At 51.8% G+C, this 22,913-nt stretch carries 22 protein-coding genes; 5 read left to right on the top strand and 17 right to left on the bottom strand.

From position 1 onward, the window contains the following. Positions 1 to 32 precede the first annotated feature (32 nt). The 13 genes from bamA to rpoZ form a co-directional block, all read right to left on the bottom strand. On the bottom strand, positions 33 to 2,507 hold the full coding sequence (gene bamA, locus NTH01S_RS08630; protein ID WP_068172489.1) for an outer membrane protein assembly factor BamA: 2,475 nt from the start codon (positions 2,505 to 2,507) through the stop codon (positions 33 to 35). Between the two features lie 180 nt (positions 2,508 to 2,687). Continuing rightward, positions 2,688 to 3,797, bottom strand: coding sequence for an RIP metalloprotease RseP (gene rseP / locus NTH01S_RS08625; protein WP_068172486.1), 1,110 nt, complete (start codon positions 3,795 to 3,797; stop codon positions 2,688 to 2,690). Beyond that, complete coding sequence (gene dxr / locus NTH01S_RS08620) at positions 3,790 to 5,013, bottom strand: 1-deoxy-D-xylulose-5-phosphate reductoisomerase (RefSeq protein WP_068172483.1); 1,224 nt, start codon at positions 5,011 to 5,013, stop codon at positions 3,790 to 3,792. The genes rseP and dxr overlap by 8 nt, the downstream gene beginning before the upstream one ends. A 25-nt stretch (positions 5,014 to 5,038) precedes the next feature. Then, positions 5,039 to 5,881 carry a phosphatidate cytidylyltransferase gene (locus NTH01S_RS08615; protein WP_084367201.1) on the bottom strand — a complete coding sequence of 281 codons (843 nt, stop codon included), beginning with the start codon at positions 5,879 to 5,881 and terminating at the stop codon, positions 5,039 to 5,041. Continuing rightward, on the bottom strand, positions 5,878 to 6,564 hold the full coding sequence (uppS, locus tag NTH01S_RS08610; protein WP_084367212.1) for a polyprenyl diphosphate synthase: 687 nt from the start codon (positions 6,562 to 6,564) through the stop codon (positions 5,878 to 5,880). The genes NTH01S_RS08615 and uppS overlap by 4 nt, the downstream gene beginning before the upstream one ends. Positions 6,565 to 6,653: 89 nt before the next feature. After that, positions 6,654 to 7,220 carry a ribosome recycling factor gene (gene frr / locus NTH01S_RS08605; protein ID WP_068172479.1) on the bottom strand — a complete coding sequence of 189 codons (567 nt, stop codon included), beginning with the start codon at positions 7,218 to 7,220 and terminating at the stop codon, positions 6,654 to 6,656. Between the two features lie 79 nt (positions 7,221 to 7,299). Next, entirely contained in the window at positions 7,300 to 8,037 is a 738-nt protein-coding gene (gene pyrH, locus NTH01S_RS08600) for a UMP kinase (RefSeq protein ID WP_068172475.1), read from the bottom strand. A gap of 99 nt (positions 8,038 to 8,136) precedes the next feature. Continuing rightward, positions 8,137 to 9,024 carry a GTPase Era gene (gene era, locus NTH01S_RS08595; protein ID WP_068172473.1) on the bottom strand — a complete coding sequence of 296 codons (888 nt, stop codon included), beginning with the start codon at positions 9,022 to 9,024 and terminating at the stop codon, positions 8,137 to 8,139. 17 nt (positions 9,025 to 9,041) lie between these two features. Continuing rightward, positions 9,042 to 9,776: a ribonuclease III gene (gene rnc, locus NTH01S_RS08590; protein ID WP_068172470.1), complete on the bottom strand. Its 735-nt coding sequence runs from the start codon at positions 9,774 to 9,776 to the stop codon at positions 9,042 to 9,044. Beyond that, on the bottom strand, positions 9,776 to 10,579 hold the full coding sequence (gene lepB, locus NTH01S_RS08585) for a signal peptidase I (protein WP_068172559.1): 804 nt from the start codon (positions 10,577 to 10,579) through the stop codon (positions 9,776 to 9,778). The genes rnc and lepB overlap by 1 nt, the downstream gene beginning before the upstream one ends. Before the next feature lie 84 nt (positions 10,580 to 10,663). After that, complete coding sequence (gene acpS / locus NTH01S_RS08580; RefSeq protein WP_068172467.1) at positions 10,664 to 11,068, bottom strand: holo-ACP synthase; 405 nt, start codon at positions 11,066 to 11,068, stop codon at positions 10,664 to 10,666. Positions 11,069 to 11,079: 11 nt separating this feature from the next. Beyond that, a complete protein-coding gene (locus NTH01S_RS08575) occupies positions 11,080 to 13,407 on the bottom strand; it encodes a RelA/SpoT family protein (protein WP_084367195.1) in 2,328 nt (775 codons plus the stop codon). Positions 13,408 to 13,452: 45 nt separating this feature from the next. Continuing rightward, positions 13,453 to 13,833, bottom strand: a complete 381-nt coding sequence (gene rpoZ, locus NTH01S_RS08570) for a DNA-directed RNA polymerase subunit omega (RefSeq protein ID WP_068172465.1) — start codon at positions 13,831 to 13,833, stop codon at positions 13,453 to 13,455. A 263-nt stretch (positions 13,834 to 14,096) separates the two neighbouring features. On the opposite strand from rpoZ, the gene NTH01S_RS08565 reads away from it, so the two are divergent. The 4 genes from NTH01S_RS08565 (at position 14,097) to NTH01S_RS08550 (ending at position 16,942) form a co-directional block, all read left to right on the top strand. Continuing rightward, positions 14,097 to 14,699: a LabA-like NYN domain-containing protein gene (locus tag NTH01S_RS08565; protein ID WP_068172462.1), complete on the top strand. Its 603-nt coding sequence runs from the start codon at positions 14,097 to 14,099 to the stop codon at positions 14,697 to 14,699. Further along, positions 14,696 to 15,235 carry a uracil-DNA glycosylase family protein gene (locus NTH01S_RS08560; protein WP_068172459.1) on the top strand — a complete coding sequence of 180 codons (540 nt, stop codon included), beginning with the start codon at positions 14,696 to 14,698 and terminating at the stop codon, positions 15,233 to 15,235. The genes NTH01S_RS08565 and NTH01S_RS08560 overlap by 4 nt, the downstream gene beginning before the upstream one ends. 132 nt (positions 15,236 to 15,367) lie before the next feature. Continuing rightward, entirely contained in the window at positions 15,368 to 16,240 is an 873-nt protein-coding gene (locus NTH01S_RS08555; RefSeq protein WP_068172456.1) for an NAD(P)-dependent oxidoreductase, read from the top strand. A 93-nt stretch (positions 16,241 to 16,333) separates the two neighbouring features. Next, positions 16,334 to 16,942 carry a superoxide dismutase gene (locus NTH01S_RS08550; protein WP_068172453.1) on the top strand — a complete coding sequence of 203 codons (609 nt, stop codon included), beginning with the start codon at positions 16,334 to 16,336 and terminating at the stop codon, positions 16,940 to 16,942. An 86-nt stretch (positions 16,943 to 17,028) separates the two neighbouring features. Here the strand turns inward: NTH01S_RS08550 and yajC are convergent, their stop codons facing one another. Further along, positions 17,029 to 17,325, bottom strand: a complete 297-nt coding sequence (gene yajC / locus NTH01S_RS08545) for a preprotein translocase subunit YajC (protein WP_245642308.1) — start codon at positions 17,323 to 17,325, stop codon at positions 17,029 to 17,031. 92 nt (positions 17,326 to 17,417) lie between these two features. Here yajC and NTH01S_RS08540 point away from each other — a divergent pair, with 92 nt between their 5' ends. Further along, positions 17,418 to 18,278 (top strand): ATP-binding protein, encoded by an 861-nt coding sequence (locus NTH01S_RS08540; RefSeq protein ID WP_068172447.1) that lies wholly within the window; start codon positions 17,418 to 17,420, stop codon positions 18,276 to 18,278. A gap of 101 nt (positions 18,279 to 18,379) precedes the next feature. Here NTH01S_RS08540 and NTH01S_RS08535 read toward each other — a convergent pair whose 3' ends face one another. The 3 genes from NTH01S_RS08535 to NTH01S_RS08530 form a co-directional block, all read right to left on the bottom strand. Further along, the gene (locus tag NTH01S_RS08535) at positions 18,380 to 20,536 is read right to left on the bottom strand and encodes a TonB-dependent receptor domain-containing protein (RefSeq protein ID WP_245642306.1); all 2,157 of its coding nucleotides are present in this window, start codon (positions 20,534 to 20,536) and stop codon (positions 18,380 to 18,382) included. 3 nt (positions 20,537 to 20,539) lie between these two features. Beyond that, on the bottom strand, positions 20,540 to 20,788 hold the full coding sequence (locus NTH01S_RS12090) for a hypothetical protein (RefSeq protein ID WP_245642304.1): 249 nt from the start codon (positions 20,786 to 20,788) through the stop codon (positions 20,540 to 20,542). Between the two features lie 237 nt (positions 20,789 to 21,025). After that, positions 21,026 to 22,913: TonB-dependent receptor (locus tag NTH01S_RS08530; protein ID WP_068172443.1), on the bottom strand; the 1,888-nt coding region annotated here is incomplete at its 5' end.

Below are 22,913 nucleotides of genomic sequence, written 5' to 3'. Positions count from 1 at the left end.
GCAGCACAACGCCGCACTCCTGGTACTAAGACTTAGAATTGTTGCCCAAAACCAAAGCGGATTGGGTAAATACGGTCCCCGCGCTGCTTGCGGAGTGGTACAGCAGCATCAATGTTCACAAGACCAAATGGACTCTTCCACGACACACCAAAGCCTGTAGCCACGCGTGGTGTCATCGAGTCACCATTAATCGGTGTGTATGGGTAATTCGCCTGATAACGACGTGCAAAATCCGTATAACGGTTACGAACACGAATACCAGACAAGCTACCCGCATCCACGAAATAACGGCCCGAAATCCCAAGATCATCCCCCATTGGCAATGGGAAATTCAACTGAGCAGAGGCGGTGTACATGAACGTACCACCAATGAAGTCTTCACTGCCTTGGGTTGGCATCCATCCCGTGCACTGCCCATTTGCACTTTTATTCGTACAAATATGCCCCGAACGAGGACCGACACCACCTTGCAAGAAGCCACGCAGATTCTGGCCACCTAAGTAGAAGTTATCAATGATGTTCTTCTGGCTGCTGCTGCTCCAGTCCCCCATGTAGCCAACGCCGCCCTTCAGCTGCACCGTCCAGTCATGGTTACCTGTGAAATCATCAAGCGGAATATAATACGCACCATCCGCCTTCACACGGCCATACTTCACGCCGCCGCCAAGCCCCGCAAAGTCACCGCCCAACGTCATGACATACCCATCATGTGGGTTCATACGACGATCACGACGGTCATACGTCAAGGTTGTGCTGAGCTGAGACAGCAAAGACCAACCACTCGACTGCTGCACGTAAATAGAGGGGGCGTACGCCATATAGGACGGGTACTGGTTAATAAGCGCCTGACTGTATGTATTAGAAACCTGACGATCAACCAGCGTATAGTTCCAAGACTGGGATAAATAGCGATTATACGCATACCCCATCCGCAGACTCATACCGTACTGCCCTTCGCTATAGCTCTGCTGATAGCTGCTATAACCATTACTGTTTGTCTGAATGAAATAAAAATCAGCACCAGCAACGAGGTTACGATTCAAGAAATACGGGTCTGATACCGAAATATCTGCTTGCTTCTGGTAATACGCCACCGTTCCAGAAACACCAGCATCAACGCCCGTACCCAGAAGGTTATGCTGCTTAATAGACGCGTTACCCAAGACACCTACATCTGTTGAGTAACCACCACCGAGAGAGAATTCACCCGTTGGTTTCTCGACCACATTAGCCGACACGTTCACGCGGTCAGGCGCTGACCCTTGCGTCTGGTCAACAGACACTGAACTGAAATAGCCCAGATCCTGCAATTCAAGTTTGGAATACTTACGCGCGAACGGCGTGTATGCATCACCTTCGGCCATAGGCAGGTTGCGGCGAATAACACTATCACGGGTAATGGTATTCCCGTTGATATCGATCCGCTCAACATACACATGCGGACCTTCATTCACATCGAACAACAGATCAACAACATGCTTTTCTGGATTACGCGCAATTTCAGAGCGGACCAAAGCAAAGGGGTGCCCTTCTGCTTGCAGCCACTCTTGCATATTCGTCGTGTTATGCTGAATGGCCGTGCCGTCATACCATTGATGATTGAACAGCTCGACATGCTTACGCATCAGCTCAGGCGTAACACCACGCACAGACGAACGAATATCAATTTTACCTAAACGGTAACGCGCGCCTTCATCCAACGTGAAGGTCACCGTAAACGTCTTATGATCTGGCGACAGCTCACCCGTCGCATCAATCATATGAAAATCAACATAGCCGTTTTGCAGATAAAAACGCCGCAGCAGCTCAGCATCGTACTTAATACGTTCTGGGTTATATTCATCCGATGACGAGAAGAAACGGTACCACGCCGCTTCCTTGGACGACACAACCTGCGCCAAACGTGCTTCACTGAACTGCTTATTACCCACAAATACAATTTTGTGGATCAGCGTCTGCTCTGCTTCATTGATCTTAAAGATCACATCTACACGGTTATGCGAAAGCTTCACAATCTGCGGCGTAACCGTCGCCCCAAAACGCGCCTTTTGCGCGTACTGGTTCAGCAGCTTTTGACGATCCGCAGCCGTAGTCTGTGACGAGAAAACAGCACGTGGACGAAGGCTGATCTCCTTACGAAGATCCTCATCCTTAATGGCGTGATTCCCCTCAAACACAATGCGATTAACAATCGGGTTTTCAACCAGATCAACATGCAAAGTGCTGCCATCACGACGCAGCGTGACGTCACGGAACAAACCCGTCGCGTATAGCGTCTTCAAAGACCGATCAAGGTCATCTTGCTTAAACGTGTCACCGGGTTGGGCCACCATATAAGACAGCACCGTGCTCGTCTCGATACGAGCATTACCCTTCACATCAATCGACTGAATAATATCCCCGGGAAGAGATGCCTTCACCGGTGCGGCATGGCGCGTGGCCCGCGCATCTGCGGCCATCGGCACTGCCGGAATAAGACATGCCGAAGCCAGCAGCAGGAGCCGCATGTTCGAGAGCCGAGGGCTTCTAGACCGTGATCCTGACAAACCAGCTTTCCTTGTTACAGAACGCAAACGGGGCCCGAACGCCGAGCTACCTTGCCGGAGGTATCCGAAAAGCGCCCACTTATGCAAGCCATACGGCCCCTCACAAAGCGTTACCAGACGTATCTCTTCGCTAAAGTACGATCAACCAGCAAGATGCCTTAGCCAGCGGAAAAGACCCAAATTAGTCAAGTCATTCAATGTCGAAAACAGGAACAAAGCCGCAATTAACGCCATACCGACCTGCATTCCGAGATCTTGAACCTTTTTTGGCACAGGACGACGCAACACCGCCTCAACCGCATAAAAGACCAAACGCCCACCATCCAGCACCGGAATCGGGAAGAGGTTAATCAAACCCAAGTTAATAGAGAGCAATGCCATAAAAGACAGAATGCTTGCCCAACCATAATGGGAGACTTGCCCAGACATCTGCGCAATACGGATCGTACCCCCTAATTCACGCGCACTGCGCTGCCCCGTAATAATCTGGCCAACACCCTGCAAAATACGCTCTGAGGTCAACCAGCTTTCTTCCACGCCTTTCACAGCGGCAGACCAAACCGGCAAAGGATGACCCGGCACAGCCGCAAAACCGATACCTAGGAAGCCTGTGGCACGATGCCCACTCTCTTGCCCAGGCTGGCTACCAAACGTCACCGGCAACGTCAGATCATGTCCCGCGCGCAACACATCCAAAGTCGTCGTCACACCCGGGCGAGCCGAAACAGTACCCATAATGTCTTGCGGTCCAGACATCGGTAATGTGCCAATTTTGGTAATCACATCACCAACCTGAAGCCCAGCCTTCTCAGCCGCACTCCCGACCGAAACAGACGCAACATTATCTTTCAATTGCGGCTGACCCACCGTTGCGAACAACACTGTGAAGGCAAGGATCGCAAAAAGATAATTGAACACCGGCCCCATAACGATCACTAACGCTCGTGATAAAACCGATTTATCATGGAAGGTTTTACCCGGAATCCACGCCGCTTTTTGCTCATCCGTCGCTTCATCAGGGCCTTCAAAGCCATGAGGCTTCACATAACCACCCAACGGAATAGCGCTAATCCGCCACTCCGTACCTGTACGATCATACCAGCGCCGTAAAGCCGGCCCAAAGCCGATAGAGAAGGTATCAACTTTCACACCACGCCAGCGTGCTGCGAAATAATGCCCACCCTCATGAATAAAAACGAGCACCCCAAGAATCAGCACATAGGCCAAAAGAGTCCGTAGCAGATCAAACATTCAAAGCTGCTTCCATAACATTACGCCGCCCACCATGGGCCGATAAAATATAGTTTTCCGCCAGTTCACGCCCGCGCGCATCCCAGTCCAAAACATCATCAAGTGTTGTTAATTCAGGGTTTTCTGGCATTGCTTGCAAAGCCGCATCAATCGTTTCCCCAATACCAAGGAACGTGATCCGGCGGTTCAAAAATGCATCCACAGCCACTTCATTCGCAGCCGAGAAAACCGTTGGTGCAGCACCGCCAGCGCGCAAAACCTGACGCGCCAACTTCAGAGGAACAAAGCGTTCCTCATCCGGCGTTTCAAAATCCAAACGCCCGATTGTCGCCAAGTCCAAACGCTGACACGGTGTATTCATACGCTGCGGCCATGCCAGTGTATGCGCAATCGGAATCCGCATATCAGCAGACCCCATTTGCGCCACCAAGCTTCCATCGCGGAACTGCACTAAGCCATGCACCACTGATTGCGGATGCACCAACACGTCAATCCGATCTTCCGTCAGATCGAACAGACGCGCCGCCTCAATCACTTCAAGGCCCTTATTCGCCATAGACGCCGAATCAATGGTGATCTTTGCACCCATCGTCCATGTCGGGTGCTTCAGCGCCTTTTCCGGCGTGGCGTCACGCATCTGCTCGCGCGTCGCTTGACGGAAAGGCCCACCAGAGGCCGTGAGAATGATCTTCTCAACAGTCGCCATATCGCAACCACCTAGAGCCTGAGCAATAGCATTATGCTCAGAATCCACCGGCAAAAGGGTCGCACCCGCTTCACGCACCGCGCGGAGCATCACATCACCAGCGCACACCAAGGCCTCTTTATTGGCCAATGCCACAGCATTGCCATTCCGCGCGGCTGCCAATGTAGGCTCCAGCCCGGCCGCCCCCGTAATAGCCGCCATCGTCCAATCCGCCTCAAGCGCACCAGCATCAATCACGGCTTGGCGGCCACTCGCAGCTTGAATACCCGTCCCTGCGAGAAGGCTCTTTAACGTGTCATAATGGCGTTCATCATGAATCACAGCCACTTCGGCCCGCAGGGCAATCGCTTGCTCCGCCAGCAACGCAGCATTACGCCCACCGACCAGCGCGCGCACCGTAATTGATTCCGGCATACGCTTCAGCAAATCCACCGTGGATGTACCGATGCTCCCCGTACTCCCAAGCACACTAATGCGGCGTGGAGCAGCACTTGCTGGGCTGTTCGTCATGAAAAAACGCTCCTTTGTGAAACAGTCATCGGAGCCCCACTACAGAAGCCCCAGCACCCAAGCCGACAGACGACCCATGCGTAAATGCCAAGGACCAAAAAACTTGCCCGGGTGCCACCAAAGACGCACATGCTGCCACTGGTGCTGCCGCTAAAAGACCATCAAAACGATCCAATAAGCCGCCATGCCCCGGAATTAACTGACCAGAATCTTTCACGCCCAAACGGCGCTTTGCTGCACTTTCGAGCAAATCACCGCTCTGCGCACAAAATCCGAGCAATGCGCCCCATAGCAGGCCACCATAAACAGGCCCTACGCCCACATACTTTGCCACAAGGCTACCAATCAACGCAGCCCCAACAAGGCCACCCACTGCACCAGAACGGGTTTTCCCCGGAGAAATACTCGGGGCCAACTTCGGCCCACCCAAAATACGGCCCGTTAAATACGCAAAACTATCGCTAGCAACAACAACAGCTAAAACAAACAGAACACTCTGTACGCCGTAAGGCAGCTCCCTCAGCCATAACAAAGAAAGCCCACCAACAACAGCAACCAGCACAGGAACACAGGTCGGCAGCCCAAACATCATACTCCCCAAAGAGAGCGCCACCGCCTCATGCCAAGCCCCCTTAAGAGCGGCGATCCCTACAGCAACAGGCCATAACAAGAGCAAAATACCGCGCCAACTCCGCCGTGAATGACCGAGGAGCGCTTCCCCTTCCCACACCAGACCGAACATCGTCAGCAGAATAAGGAGCGCGTAACTCACCCCACCCGCGACAAGGCACGTCGCCCCAATCGTGACCATCACCACAGCAGAGATCAAACGCAGACGTAAATCTGCCCAACGCGTTCCACTGCTCATGCTGACCGCCCACCAAACCGCCTCTGGCGGCCTGCATAAATGTTTAAGGCCTCAAGAAAGTCATCTTCCCCGAAGTCAGGCCATAGCACATCCAGAAAAACCAGCTCCGCATACGCACTTTCCCACAACAAGAAATTGGAAAGACGCCGCTCACCACTCGTCCGGATCAGCATATCCGGCGGAGGCATATCCCCGGTCTGGAGGCTACGCTCAAAACACGCCTCATCAATTGCCTCAGGTGCCATTTCTCCCTGCGCAACCGATCGTGCTAAACGTTGTGCCGTGCGCACAATATCCGCACGGCCGCCATATGAGAGCGCCAATGTGAGCGTCAGGCGATCATTGTTGAGTGTACGCTTTTCTGCACGCAACAACTCATCATACAACGCCCCTTCAAACCGCTCCGGCTCTCCAATGACCCGCAAACGTACACCCTGCGCGTCCAACTCATCCAATTTATGGCGCAAATAAAACCGCAACAGCGAAGTTAGATCACCAATCTCAGCCGCAGGACGCCGCCAATTTTCAGACGAAAACGCATAAAGGGTTAGATAGCGCACCCCCTCTCGGATCGCGAGTTTCACACTACGCTGCACAGCCTCAGCACCTTTACGATGCCCAGCTACCACAGGCAGCCCACGCGCCTGCGCCCACCGCCCATTACCATCCATGATGATGGCCATATGCTGCGGCGGCACCGTTACACCACCCTCGTCAAGCGCGGTGTAACAATCCTGAGAAAACGGGGATGAACCAGAAGACAAGTTTGAAATCAGACCTGCTTGATCTCGCGTTCTTTGTCCGCAAGCATCTCATCAGCCTTCTTCACATACTGATCCGTCAGCTTCTGGATGGCATCCGTCCACGTCTTTTGATCATCTTGGCTGATTTCGCTCTTCTTCTCGAGCGCCTTAGCCTGTTCCATACCGTCACGGCGCACGTTACGAATAGCAATTTTGCCGTTTTCAGCGTAACGACCAGCCGCACGTGCCAGCTCGTTACGGCGCTCTTCCGTCAGCATCGGAATGGGCACGCGAATGGTTTGACCATCAGCCGCAGGGTTCAAGCCCAGACCGGCATCACGAATGGCGCGCTCAACAGCGCCAACAACCGTACGATCCCACACTGATACCGTCAGCATACGCGCTTCTGGCACAGCAATCGAACCCACCTGAGACAGTGGAACTTCCGAGCCATAAGCCTCAACACGGACAGGCTCCAGAAGGTTCGGGCTTGCACGGCCTGAACGCAGACCGGATAGGTCACGGCGGAAGCTATCCATAGCACCGTCCATGCGGCGGGTCAGATCATCCAGAAGATCCTTAAGATCAGCAGACATGAGCGGTTCCTTTCAATGTAACGCATTTCGTACGGACGAAATGTAAAACTAACAGTCTAAAGAATGTAATAAATCCAGATTAGCTCGCTTCAATAATACGGGTAAAGCGACCTTCACCCCGCATCACAGCACCGAACGCACCCGGCGCATGCATATTGAACACGATAATCGGCAAACGGTTTTCACGTGCCAAACTAATCGCCGCCGCATCCATCACGTTCAGATCACGCGACAAGACATCCATATACGTCAACTGCGTGTAGCGTTCAGCATCCGGATTACGACGCGGATCAGCCGAATACACACCATCAACCTGCGTCCCCTTCAACAGAGCATCACACTCCATCTCATTCGCGCGCAAAGCCGCAGCCGTATCCGTTGTGAAGAACGGGTTACCCGTACCCGCCGCGAAAATGACAACGCGGCCCTTCTCCATATGACGAACAGCACGACGGCGAATGTAAGGTTCAGCGATAGAGGCCATTTGGATAGCCGTCATAACACGGGTTTCAACACCACGACGTTCCAACGCATTTTGTAGCATCAATGCGTTAATGACCGTTGCCAGCATCCCAGCATAGTCACCCTGCGCACGGTCCATACCCTTCGCAGCAGCAGCCAAGCCGCGGAAGATATTACCACCACCAACGACGAGAGACACCTGCACACCAGACGCCGCCACATCAGCAATATCCGCGGCAACCATGTCCACCATATCGGGATCAACACCTGAGGGACCATCCCCCATTAATGCTTCACCGGATACTTTTAGAAGCACACGCTTATAGGCGGGGGTTTTCTCTGTCTCATCGCTCATGGCGGGGCTCCTCACAGGCGGATATCGTGTTTTTGCTTCTCATACAGACGCAAAGCGTGCGGAACAAGCAAAGTCCCACACTTTCCGCGCCTTCACCCTTTAATCTTCAAGGCCAATGGCACGCAAACGCGCTTTTTCCTCATCCCAACCAGCACGCTCTTTGACGTTCAGGAACAAATGACACTGCCGCTCCAGAAGATCCTGCAACTCAACACGCGCACGCGCACCGATGGACTTAATTTTATTCCCACCTTCCCCGATGAGAATCGCCTTATGTCCGGGGCGAGACACATAAATCGTGACTTCAATCCGAACCGACCCATCCGGGCGATCCTTAAAGCTTTCTGTTTCAACCGTTGCTTGATACGGAATTTCTTCATGCGTCTGCATAAAGATCTGCTCACGCACCAGTTCCGCCGCCAACAAACGATCCGGCAAATCCGTTAGGTCATCTTCCGGGTACAAATACGGGCCTTCCGGCAGCGCTTGCGACAAACGCCCCATCAAATCATCCACACCATTGCCCTTACGCGCACTCAGCATGAAAACATGCTCTACGGTAATGAGCTCGCTGATCTCTTTCGTCAGCGGCAATAATGCGTCCGGGGACAGCAGATCAATTTTATTCAGAACCAGCCAAACTTTGCTTTTTGCTTCAGCCAGCTTACCAATAATCTCGCGCACATCGTCACGCAGACCACTCTTGGCGTCCACCAAGAGCAACGTCATATCCGCATCTTGTGAGCCAGACCACGCGGCATTCACCATCGCCCGGTCCAGACGACGGCGCGGCTTAAAGATCCCCGGTAGATCCACCAAGATCACCTGAGCTTCTTCATGCATTACAATGCCCAACGTCCGAAAGCGCGTCGTCTGTGCTTTCGGGCTTACAATGGACAGTTTTGCACCAGCAATGCGGTTCAACAGGGTTGATTTCCCCGCATTCGGCGCCCCAACAAGTGCCACAAAACCGCAGCGCGTCGTCATACTCTTTTCCTTCACCCTCAGGATGCTTTGTTTTGCCCTAAACGGGCCAATAAATCACTCGCAGCCATGCTTTCCGCTTGGCGCTTTGAACCAGCTTGCCCCATACCCGTCTGCCCGCACGCTGTCACCGCCACGCGGAACACAGGCGCATGAGAGGGGCCTTCAGCAGCCAAAATATCATACACTGGCAAAGGCTGCGCACGTGCAAGCAAATACTCCTGCAAACGCGTCTTTGGCTCCTTATGCGGGCGCGCGTCACTATCAATCCGCCCCGCCCAACGCTCACGCACCACACGCCGCGCCGGATCCAACCCGGCATCTAAGTACAACGCACCCAACAACGCTTCCATCGCATCGGCACGAATACTTGATAAACGGCGAATCCCAGCCTCTTCCTCATGCGGCGAAATACGCAAAGCAGCCGAAAGACCAACCTGATCTGCAATCTCAGCCAAAACCGGACGCGACACCAAATGCGCATGACGCGGCCCCAAAGCCCCCTCTTGCTCATCCGGATAACGCTCAAACAGCCATTCCGCCATCAGCAAGCCCAATACACGATCACCAATGAACTCTAAACGCTCATTCGATCCTGCACCCTTACTGCGCCCAGAACGGCGACCTCGCTTTGCCTCACGCCCACTCACAGCCGAGCGATGCGTCAGAGCCTCGACCAAAAACCCCTGCTCTTGAAAACTATGCCCAAGAGCCCGTTCCATAGCCTCAAGGGCTTGTTCAAGAGATAATGTCATTAGTGCAACAAATGCAAAATACGGCCCCAGCGGATTTCCACCGGCCAATACCAGATTTCCCACCACGGATGGCGCAGATCAATCGAGAACGCAACAATAGGCGTACGACCCACAAGATTTTGCATTGGGACAAAACCCAAATCATCCGGACCATCACCTTGGAAGCGGCTATCGGCACTATCGTCCCGATCATCCCCCATCGCAAAGAACGTCCCTGCAGGAACAACATATTCCGACGTATTATTCGCGAAGCCGTCATCCACCAGCTTGAGAATATCATGCGATACAGGCGGACGCCCACCACTCCCCGGCAGCTCTTCCCGATAACGTTCACCACTCAGCAAACGACCATTCTCATCGACGACTTCATAATGCCCCAGGTCCTTACGTGGCACTTCAAGACCATTGAGATACAGCTTACCGTCAATCATCTGAATATGATCACCCGGCAAACCAACAATCCGCTTTACATAATCAATGGACGTATCATGCGTATAACGAAACACCGCGATATCGCCGCGATGTGGTTCCGCACCAAAAATCCGACCATTGAAGAGGTTCGGACCAAAAGGCAGTGAAAAGCGTGAATAACCGTAATTAAACTTCGTCGCCAGAACAAAATCCCCAACCTGCAAGGTGGGAATCATAGAGCCAGACGGTACTTTATAAGGCGCCACCAAAAACGTACGCACAAGCAGCATGATCAGCAACATCCCCGCAAACCAGCGCAGGGTATCCACCCAGCTCTCTTGCTCTTGCGGCTTGCTCGGCACATTGCCAGCTTGTTCAGATGTTTGCTGCATACCTAACACCGGCACTTCCTTCTGTCTCATGTCTTGCTCATAGCCCAGCTTGGCACTTTAGGCCAATGCTCTCCTATAAGGGCATCAATATGGCACAGCTTGAATCAGAACCTGAGCCAAAGCAAACGGCGCATCATCGCTCAAACTCACGAAGAGTTGCGCCTGTTTTCCCTGCGGCACTAAACGCTGTAACGCGCGCTCAGCCCCACCTGACAGCACCAATTCCGGCGCGCCCGCAGCGCTATTCACCACACCAATATCTTGAAAACTTACACCTTGAGCAAAACCTGTACCAAGCGCCTTCACACAAGCCTCTTTCGCTGCCCAACGCTTTGCGTAACTTCCCATACGGGCCGCGCCAGACAGGCGGTCAGCATGTTTGCGCTCAGCTTCGGTAAAAACACGGTCGACAAAACGATCACCAAAACGCGTAATCGCGGTTTCGATCCGCTCAATCATGCACAGATCTGTGCCAATACCCACAATCACGTTGTAATGCCTTACGCTTTCGCCCGCTCAACTTGCATAACACCCACAGCCGTGCGGAATGCTGCAATCAAAGACGATAAGTGCCTCAAATCGCGCACTTCCAAATCAACCAAGACTTCCATGAAATCGAGCTGACGATTCACAATACGCAAATTCACCACGCTACCCGCATGCTTGGCAGCCACATTCGTCAAAGTCGCAAGAATAGTCGGCTCATTGGTCGCTACAACAGACAAACGTGCCGTGTGTGGTGCTGCGTCCTTACGGCTACCAAGCGCATCATAATCCCAGTCAACATCTAGGAAACGCTCAGGCGTGTCCACATAGCTCGACAAATTTCGACAGCTCTTACGATGTATCGAAATACCCTTACTTTGCGCGATGATCCCAACAATCTGATCACCCGGAAGCGGACGACAGCACCCAGCAAAGCTAACCGCAATACCGCGCCCAACCCCGGTCACGATATTACCCGATGACACCTGAGAGCTACGCGCACCACTTTGAGGCGACGTCAGTGTCTGCCCAAAACGTGGCGAGAGGCCCGGCACCATACGCGGCGCACGCGCCGTCTGACGCAACTCTGGATAAGCCGCGTTCACAACATCTTTCGGCCCAATTTGGCCCTGCCCAACAGCAACACTCAAATCTTCGACCGAAGCGTAACGGAGGTCCTTTAACAGGCTCTCTAGAACCTTTTCTGAACCATCCACCCCTTCCTGACGGAAGGCCTTAGCAATGCTGGCACGACCATTATCAAGATTAATCTGGCGTTGCTGTGCTGCAATAAAGCGCCGAATACGCGCACGCGCCTTGCCCGTAACGACAAAACGTTCCCATGACGGTGATGGTGTACCACCACGCGCCGTCATGATCTCAACCTGATCCCCGTTTTGCAGCTCATGGCGCAAGGGCATCAAACGCCCATTCACCTTCGCCCCAACGCACCGATCCCCCACTTGACTATGCACGGCATAAGCAAAGTCAATCGGCGTCGCGCCGCTTGGAAGTGAAATCAGTTGCCCCTTAGGGGTGAAGCAAAAAACCTGATCCTGATACAGTTCCAGCTTGGTATTTTCGAGGAACTCGTCTGGCGCTTGGCTGTCCTCCAAAATCTCCAAAAGATCCTGAACCCAGCGCAGCTTACGCGTATGCGCCCCAAAAGCAGAGGACAGCGCTGCAGCCTCGCGCTCACTCGGGGTCGCATCTTCTTTATAGGCCCAGTGAGAGGCAACGCCATTTTCCGCCAAATCATGCATTTGTGGCGTACGAATTTGTACTTCAATTTTTTGATTACGCGGGTGCCGCAGCGTCACGCCAGTATGCAAACTCTGATACCCGTTTGCTTTTGGCGTGGAAATATAATCCTTAAAACGCCCCGCAATCACCGGAAAAGCACCGTGTATCGCGCCTAATGCCATGTAACACGCATCGCGCGTTGGCACGACAATACGGAACGCCATAATGTCAGAGAGCTGTTCAAACGCCACATTACGGCGCTGCATCTTAGCCCAGATCGAATGCGGTGACTTTTCTCGCCCCGAGACCTCAACCTGCTCAATACCCGATTCACGGCACAACGCGATAAGTTCACGGCGCACATGCTCGACAACATCGGCCCCTTGACCACGCAAAAAGTTTAAGCGTGCACGGATTGTCGCATCAGCTTCTGGCTCGAGCTGAGCAAAGGCGAGATTTTGTAGCTCCGTTTTAACACGATCCATACCAATGCGCTCAGCGAGTGGCGCATAAATATCCATCGTTTCGCGTGAAATACGCTGACGGCGGTCCAACCTCTGCACATAATGCAGCGTCCGCATATTATGCAGACGATCCGCCAATTTCACAATCAACACGCGAATATCACGTGACATCGCCAACACAAGCTTACGAAAGTTTTCCGCTTGTTTCGTACGATCCGACTGTAATTCTAGGCGTGTAAGCTTCGTGACCCCATCAACAAGAGAGGCCAAATCTTCCCCAAACTGCTCCTGCAAGAAACGGCACGATACACCGGTATCTTCTACCGTATCGTGCAGCAGGCCGACCATAATGGACGTAATATCCATCCGAAAGCCAGCCAGAATGTTCGCAACAGCAATGGGGTGAGTGATATATGCATCGCCATTATCACGGCGTTGCCCATCATGCGCATCAGCCGCCACATCATAAGCAGCCTGAACGCGCTGTATGTCGGCCACTTCGTCATACGCCAAAATACGACGAATAACACCGTCAATTGGTGGCTTAAAATCACCGCAGGCCCCACCCGGGGTTTTGGCTTCACGCGGTGGACGACCTGCTTTTTTTTCTTCTACTGGGGAAGGAGTGTCAGCCATTAACGTCTCACCCCCTCTCACCCACAAACATGACAGAGCAAGAGCTTAGAAGCGCCCGCGACCACCAAGTTCTGCCTCAACGGCTGCACTGTCAGACGACATGTGCGCTTGCTCTTCTTCTGAAGAAACATCCTGCAGGCCAAAAATATTTTGATCCGTAGGGATGATGTCCATCACTTCTTCATCAACAGGCTCTGGATCAGGAGCACGTGCTAGTGAACGCACAATACGCTCTTGCAGAGTAGACAATTCGACCTTGTCTTCCGCAATTTCACGCAGTGCTACAACTGGATTCTTATCGTTGTCACGATCAACATGCATTTCTTCGCCGCGTGACAAACCACGCGCACGTTGTGCGGCCAACAAAACCAAATCGAATCGGTTAGGCACCTTCTCGATGCAGTCTTCTACGGTTACGCGCGCCATGAGGCTGTCCCCTTCGGGTCGAAATAAATAATATGCAACTTTGGAAGATTCGGGGTATAGCATAATGCCTACACAGTTGCAATCCACGGTGAGATGCCCCACATCCCAACGAATGAAACATCACTTTACACACTCACCTTGCAACTTTCCTCACACACGTAACGTTCGAAAATCGGACACTTATTTTAACCGCATTGTCACGATTCTGCCGCAAGCGGCGAATATGAGCCCAATTCTCAAGATAAAATGGATTGTCTGAAATCATGTTTTTAAAACCAGCAGAACGCACAGCCCTCTTCATTGACGGCGCTAGCCTCTACCACGCAGCAAAAAACCTCGGCTTTGACGTAGACTTCCGTAGCCTGCGCGACCTTTTCGAAAAACGTAGCCTTTTCCGCCGCGCCTACTATTACGCCGCCATCCCAGACACAGACGAATACTCCCCACTGCGCCCATTAACCGACTGGCTCGCCTATAACGGTTTTCATTTAATTCTAAAAACCGCCCGGGAGTTTACGGATCATTCAGGAAGACGCCGTATTAAAGGCAATATGGATGTCGAATTGGCTGTAGACCTTCTGGAGCAAGCACCTAACCTAGACCACGCTGTCATTATCAGTGGGGACGCTGACCTACGCCGTGCGGTTGAAGCCGTACAATCCCGTGGCGTCCGCGTTTCCGTGATTTCTTCCACACGGTCCACCCCCCCGATGATCAGTGATGACCTGCGCCGTCAGGCCGATCGCTTCATCGAATTGGCTGAAATTGCTCCAGAATTTACACGACGCAGCGCAGAACCGCGCCCCCGTCAGGCACCAATCCGCCATCCTGCCGACATTAACAGTGACGAAACTCTTCCAACATGACCTACACGCTCCCTTCCGAAGCTCTTCCCCCCACTCTTTTGGCTCCTTCGGAAGGGAGCACTCCCCTTCTCTCTTCCCCCTCAATACTCATTGTCGCTATTGGCCAAACTCTGTCACAGGCCCACCTGAAAGATATTCTGGAAGCACGCGGCATAGGCTTCTCCCCCAGCAGCAGCCTTCATCCATACGCCTGCTTTTCTCAGGCTAATGTGACCGTCACATCCCCTATCGCCCAGCCAAACCACTTAAAAAATGCCAAACATACCCTTCAGCATGAACTCAACACATTACCCGGATTGCAACTTGTCATTGCCATTGGCCTCAGCACGCATATTACCCTCATGGAAGCCTGCGGGGTCACCCTGAGCCGGCAGATTTTTTATCCAAACACCATCACACGCCTACCAGATGGTTTGCTCGTCGCTCACCTACCTTCGCCTGGCACGACCATGAAGAGCAGCTCCTTCACCCGCATGATCACAGCGCTCGACGAGCTCTTGCCGGATATAGAAAACGCTCTGACACCCCATGCTTGAGCTCACGCCACGATACCCTCAACAAAAAATATCTCTCCTCCCATTCACATTAAACATATGAATACAAATATACAGTCTGCCCTTCGCACAGCATGGGCTGATACTCTTCACGGCATGATATGAGGTTGTGACATGCCCAATCCAATAATTGGTTTCATTGGCTACGGCGCCATGGCACAGCCTATGGGCAAAAACCTTCAAGAAGCGGGCTATTCCGTCTTTGCTTATACTCCATCAGGACGGATCACCGGAGCAAAGTCCCTCCCATCTCCACGCGCTATCGCTGAACACGCCGATATTATTATCCTCTGCGTACCGAACGATGCGGCAGAACAAGCCTCCCTGCATGGCGAAAACGGGCTTCTCGCAGGGCTGAACCCAGACAAACTTGTACTCGACACCTCAACTGTCTCCCCAGATCAAGCAGATGCACTCGCCAAGCTCGCACACAACCACGGCTTCGCTCTGCTTGACGCCCCCATGTCCGGCAGCACACCAGAAGCTGAAAAAGGCGAGCTCATTATGCTGGTCGGCGGCACAACCGAAACCGTTGAGCGCGCACGTCCCGTTTTGGATGTCATCGGCAAAATCACCATTCACGCTGGTCCTTCTGGTAGCGCCGCACGCCTTAAACTCGTCGTAAATGGAATTATGGGCGCGACGCTCAACGTCATTTCTGAAGGGGTCAGCTATGGCCTTTCCGCAGGAATTGAGCGGCATGTCCTATTCGAAACACTCCAAAACCTCGCCGTTATTAGCCCGCACCACAAACGCAAGCTGACCATGGCAGAGAATAAAATTTTCCCATCCCAATTTCCCACACGCCTCATGTCCAAAGACATGGGCCTCCTCATAGAGGCTGGCCGAAAAGCTGGTGCGTTCATGCCGGCTATGGCTGTTGCTGACCAAGCTCTTGCCCTCAGCAACAATAACCACTCAAATGAAGATTACGCTGCACTGATCGGTGCGATGGAACGCAGCGTTGCAAACATCGCGCATAAGTGACATCGGTGAGCATGACGGTTCGCTAGACGCATTGTAGCATGCGGGCCGACACGCTTTTTAATACCCCTTCCTTTTCCTCAAGGAGCACATATCATGGCTTTCGAACTTCCTTCCCTACCTTACGCCGCCAACGCACTTGCTGACGCTGGCATGTGCCAGGAAACTCTGGAACTGCACCACGGCAAGCATCATCAGGCTTATGTCACAGCCCTGAATGGCTTCGTTGAAAAGAATGAAGAACTCACAGGCAAATCGCTCGAGGAAATCATTGTTCTCTCGCACGATTCTGCTGACATGGCGCCGATCTTCAACAATGCGGGCCAACATTGGAACCACATTCTGTTCTGGCAGAATCTGTCACCTGCTGGCGGCAAGATCCCAACAGCGCTGGAAAGCAAGCTGAACGAAGATTTCGGTTCAGTTGATGCCTTCAAAGCAGCCTTCAAGCAAGCTGCCACCACACAATTCGGCTCAGGCTGGGCATGGCTGGTTCTGAATGGTGAAGGCAAACTCGTCGTCACCAAGACCCCAAATGGCAGCAACCCACTGGCTGAAGGCCAAGGCAAGACCCTTCTGGGTCTCGATGTTTGGGAGCACGCTTATTACCTCGACTTCCGTAACCGTCGCCCAGATTACGTATCGAACTACCTCGACAAGCTGGCGAATTACGAATTCGCAGAGACTGTGCTGAAATCCGCTTAATCACGGGCTACACACATAAAAAAGCTCCGCAGACTATTCTGCGGAGCTTTTTTGTACCTAATCTTCTGCTGACATAACGCCAGACATCAAGCCTTTTGTTCGCGTGACAGAACCGTCGTGATGGTGCTGCGTACAATCTTAACCCGCACACCTTGAGCGATCTCTACATCAACTTCATCGCTGCCTTCACGCGTCGCCTGAACAACACCGATCACACCACCTGCCGTCACAATACGGTCACCACGGCGCAAGCTATTTTGCTCTTCTTTCAACTTGCGCTGACGCGCTTGCTGCGGACGGATCAGCAGAAAATACATCACCACGAAAATCAGAACCATCGGGGCGAATTGAATAAATTGTGGGTTAGCAAACACATTTTGCATGATCAAAGTTCCATCTTGAGTGAAGCGTGAAGGGACCATATCGTTCCCGGACCGCGCGTCAAGCGCCGCACTCTATTGAATAAAGCTTTACCATGACCGACCCCGCCCTCCTCACTGCCCTAACCCGTATTGCCGATAGCCTTGAGCGCATGGCCCCAAAGCCCGCTCGTGCTGATGCTTTGGACAAAGCCGATGTACATTATTGGGACGGAGCAACCGAAAGCCTTCACCCTATTACAAACCCTTCTGGCGTTCCCCTGCGGCTACTGCGCGGCCTTGACCGACAGATTGCTCCCGTTCTGGCCAATACACGTCATTTTGCGCGCGGTTTTCCTGCCAATAACGTCATGCTCTGGGGCGCGCGCGGCATGGGGAAATCATCCCTTGTAAAAGCCGCCCTAACGGCCATTAATACTGAACAACGTGAACGCGGCGAAGCGCCACTCGCACTCATCGAGATCCCACGTGATGCTCTCGCATCACTCCCGCGCCTCCTCGCACTCCTTCGCCAAACGTCCCGACGGTGTATTTTATTCTGCGATGATCTTTCTTTTGAAAGCCAAGACGCCGACTATAAATCGCTCAAATCCGTCCTAGACGGTGGCGTCGCCGGTCGCCCTGACAACGTCTTGCTGTATGCGACCTCAAACCGTCGACATCTCATGCCACGCGACATGATTGAAAATGAAACAGGCAGCGCCATTAACCCCTCAGAAGCCATCGAAGAAAAAGTCTCCCTTTCTGACCGCTTTGGATTATGGATTGGTCTCTATGGCGCCACACAAGACGACTACCTCGCCATCGTAAACGCCTATGCTACAGACCGAAACCTCCCCATCGACACTGAAGAACTACGCCGCCGAGCACTTCAATGGGCAATGGCACGTGGCAGCCGCTCAGGACGCGTCGCTGCTCAATTTATTGATAATCTCTCGGCAGAATTATCCACTTAACGGACGCACGGCCTCAACCCAAAGAAACGAGGCTGGCCGCATATAACCTTACACTTTCCGGCCCTCACAATGGGCCGGAAAGATATCATCAACTACAAACCTTAGAACTGAGCAGCAACACTGCCAAAATACTGACGTGGTGCAGCCACGAACAGATTAGCATTATCATCACCAGAAACAGATGCAGCCCCATAGACGCCACCAATATAATTCTGGTTGAACAAATTCGTTACACCAAAAGTCGCCTTCATATTTTCAGCAAAACCGATACGACCAAAATCGTAACTCGCCGTCAGCGTTGAAGACCAATACGCCGGAATCTTCTCATCATTTGTATAGGTCATATAACGTGACCCCACATAATTCGTATTGAAGTTCACAGTCGCTTTTTTCCACGTATAAGTCACATCGGCCTTATACATATACTTCGGATAATAAACCTGCTGCTTACCCTTAATGCTGATCGTGCTCCCGGCATAAGGCAAGCTATCTTGCTGATAACGCGCGTCATTCCAGCTAAAACTATTCGTAATCGCCAAGCCCGTGATCGGACGAATAGTGCCCAGAACATCCGCACCATTCACAGTTTCACGCCCAACATTCAGATAAGCATTATACGTATTATTCACCGGACCACTAGAAATCGCCGCTAAACGATTGAAATAATCCGTATGATAATAATCAACACTGCCTGAAAAATACTGGCTGTTAAAACGATAACCAATCACATAATTCCACGTCCGCTCAGGGCGCAAAACAGACTTGCTCGCATCAAACACACTTTGTGCGCTGACTTTACTTGTACCAATATGAGACCACGCGCTCCCACTCGAAGACTGAGCGCCATAATCATAAGCGCGCATGTTCTCAGCAACATCCACATAAATCTCATGATGCTCAAGGAAACGATAATCTACATTCACATGTGGCAAAAAGGCATTTGCCGCAGTCAAAGCACCATTAACAGGATGGCTATAATAGACCCCCCAATCCGACAATGAGCTCGAATTATCTTCTTTAGTGCCCCCATGCGTGCTTTGCACCAAAGAACGGAACCCAGCCGTAACCGTCAGATTTTTCAAGACCTTGTATGTATCTTGCAGGTAAAACTGGAACGTATTGGTGTTAAAAGCGTCACGCCACCACGTTGTCCCATTCGTGAAATCTGACAACGATGCATGTGGATAGTTAACGCCATCTTGATACATCATCATGGGGTATTGGAAACGATTATTCTCGTACCAAACACCCGTTTTAATATCATTACGGCTGCCCGCCTGAATATCAAAACTCTGCACCACACCAAGACGACGGGTATCAGGGTGCCCAACCTCAAGTACCATAGGCACCTGAGAATCAGGCGATATCAAAGACGGATTTGTCCCCGCATAATCACCATTAGAAATATGTGCATACGCAATAGTTTTCGACGTAATCCCAGGAGCTAGTTCAAAATCACCGGTCAATGCGGAGAGATAATTCCGTTGAATCTGGGTGCCGTCATAAGCAAAATCACTGATTTCATCATTGGATAGAATACCAGCATAATTCGCAGGAACACCGCCATTTTGCGCATAATACGCATATTGCTTCGCCAATGCGTAATTTGGCTTCAGATAAATGCTGTCCTGCCCTAAGCGCTGCCACATATTTTTGGTGACCGAGAGGTAATTGTACTGGGAAAAATTTGAATAATCAAAAAGAGCCGTAATTTTACCGTGCTCACCAACAGGCTGAACAATTTTTGCATTGGCTTGCAGTTCAGATTGGTCACCATAACCCTTCCATAAATCCTGAGCCGTCCGCGCAAAAGAAGCATAAAACTTCGTACCCGTCGGGTTCAGAATCCCACTATCCACACGCGCAAACGTACGGAAACCATGATTACTCCCGAAGAGTTGGCTCAAACGCCCACCTGCATGGTCGGTCGGATCACTGCTCGCAAACGTCATGGCACCGCCCAATGTCTGAGCCGATGGCGTGTCCAATGCACCAGCCCCCTGAGAAAGGGTTAAGCTGGAGATATTCTCCTGAATTTCAGCCTGATCAACGCCAAGACCATTCCAGTTATGGAAGCCTTGTCCACCCATTGGAATACCATCCAACGTCGCGCCAAGTTGAGTCTGATTAAAACCACGGACGTACAATGTATTCGCCACGGTATCGAGGCCAAAGGCATCGTCCGATGTAAACAATGCCCCCGGTGTCGTTTGCGCCAAAATCGCCACGGGGCTCGTGCCCGCAACGAAATGATCCATTGTCTAGCGAGAAACCACTTCCACCGCATTATGCGATGCCGTACGCCGCACGCTCACAGTCAACGTTTCATTTCCGGAAGAAACATGAGGCGCGGATTTCCGCACATGCACAGCAGGAGCGCTGATTTTCTTCACACCAACGGTCTGCGTCGATTTGGTTTTCCCATCCGTATGCCGCGCAGCTTCCGCATACGAGAAGCTCGTCAAAACAGCTCCAGCCGCCACAGTTGAAAGAAGAAGGCGCAGTCTCATAATCACATCCGCTTAATTTAACTAATTATTTTCGGTGAAAAAAAATTCACCTATATCGATACGATTAATTTTAAATTACATTAAAATAAGCGTTATACAAGCACTCTTTACACAAACTTTGCAACGAAAGCCCCATTTCGTTTCAAATATGTCACATTTTGGTCTTTTTACAATATAAAAATAAAAAGGGCACAGCCAAGCTGTGCCCTTCGTTACCCGTACAGTTTTATGCTGGACTTAAAAACCAGCGCTAATCGTACCGTAAAACTGACGTACAGCACCACGTTCCATCGACTGATAATCACCTGTTGCAGGGTTATCATTCTCACCCATCGTTGCGATGTATTTAGTGTTAAACAGGTTATAAACGTTAAAGCTCGCTGTTACATCACGCAGGACACTCACATTGCCAAAGCGATAATCCAAGCCCGTATTCGCCAGCCAATACCCCCCAATGGATGTATCATTCATAAAGCTATAATAGCGTCGGCTCAGATAGTTGGCATCAAAATGCGCCATTGCTCCGTGCCAAGCATAAGAGACCGAAGCCTTATACATCCATGCCGGGTAATTAACGATCTTCTTACCGGCTAGCGCGTAATAGCCACCCGTAGTCTGAACATCCCGATCATAAGTTCCTTTATTGTAGGAAACATTATTATCAATCGTCAGTCCCGGAAGTGGCGTTAACGCAACATCACCGGTTGCACCGGTCATAGATACCTTCCCAAAGTCAATCACTTGCGAAATAGGGTTCGTTAAAGACCCCACAGCCGCAGCCAAAACCGGATGCAGCAACTTCGCATGATACACCGTCGCATTCGCCTGTAGGAATGAAGACGTGTAACGATACCCCCCCAAATAAACCCAAGCCTTAGAAGGCTTCAGCTCTTTGCGTTGCGCCAAAAACGTATCTTGATCTTGTACCGAGTACACCGAATTCGCCACACCATATGCGGACACCTCATACGCCCGCATATTCTCTGCCACATCGACATAAAACTCATGATGACGATTCACATGCCAATCCAAGTTCACATGCGGTAAGAACGCATCAGAAGCCGTCAATGACCCATTGGGCAATGCTGTAGCATCCGTATAGCTCTGATTATTATAATTAGCCCCACCAGATGTCGTCGCCACCATGGACTTAAAACCTGCATGCAGAACAAGCCCCTGTGCTAGGCGAATACTATCCTGCAAATGGGTTTGCACGACATTGGTGTTCCACTGGAAACCATAACCTTGCTGAAAAGCCGGGCCATAAACATCATACGGGCCAACAGCCTGCAATGGCGCCCCCTGCCCTAAAGCAGGTTCATTATAACTGAACAGCCCCGCAGCTTGGTTATTATTCTCATACCAAACGCCACCTTCCAACGTATGGCGACCAATCCGGTAACGCAGGGATGTATCCACCCCATAACGCTCTTGACGGTTCTGCCATACAATTTCAGAGAGCGGCGCGCCTGTTCCCGGAGAAGGCGTCGTATTATCCGTGTAGCTATAATAACCTGTCTGGCTATGGCCGTAGACCGTCGTGTTCCACGTCAGTGCATCAGACAAGGCCAAGTCAAAATGCAAGCCGCCCATATAGTTGGTCTCAGCTTGCCCACCATCATAACGCGCAATCTGTGATCCCGGTATACCCGGCACACCAGCATAGCCCGCCGGAACGGCACCACCATTCGCGATATTATAAGCCAGAGCATAATTCGGATACAGGTTGGGCGTCCGCCAGCCATCTTGCTGCAAAATACCAACCGATGTGTCCGGGTAATTCCACTGCGTCAGACCCGACCAGTTAAAAAACGCAGACATACGGCTTTGCGTACCGATCGGCTGCACCAGCTTAGCATCAACCTGCTGCATAAACTGGTCTTTACCACCGCCCATCCACATACCTTCATCCGTACGCGCATAGGACGTGAAGAACTTAGTGCCGCTCGAGTTCAGCTTACCCGCATCCAACCGGACATAGGTGCGATACGAATCATAGCTCCCGAAAGACTGGCTAATCTTTCCACCGCGCCGATCACTCGGGTCACTCGATGTCACCTGAATCGTGCCACCCAGCGTATTCGTTGACGGCAACTCAACAGACCCTGCCCCCTGCAGACATACG

The sequence above is a fragment of the Neokomagataea thailandica NBRC 106555 genome (genome assembly GCF_001598495.1).
GTDB lineage: Bacteria > Pseudomonadota > Alphaproteobacteria > Acetobacterales > Acetobacteraceae > Gluconobacter > Gluconobacter thailandicus_A.
Note: the sequence above shows the minus strand (reverse complement) of the source record. Positions and strands in the feature narration are given on the sequence as shown.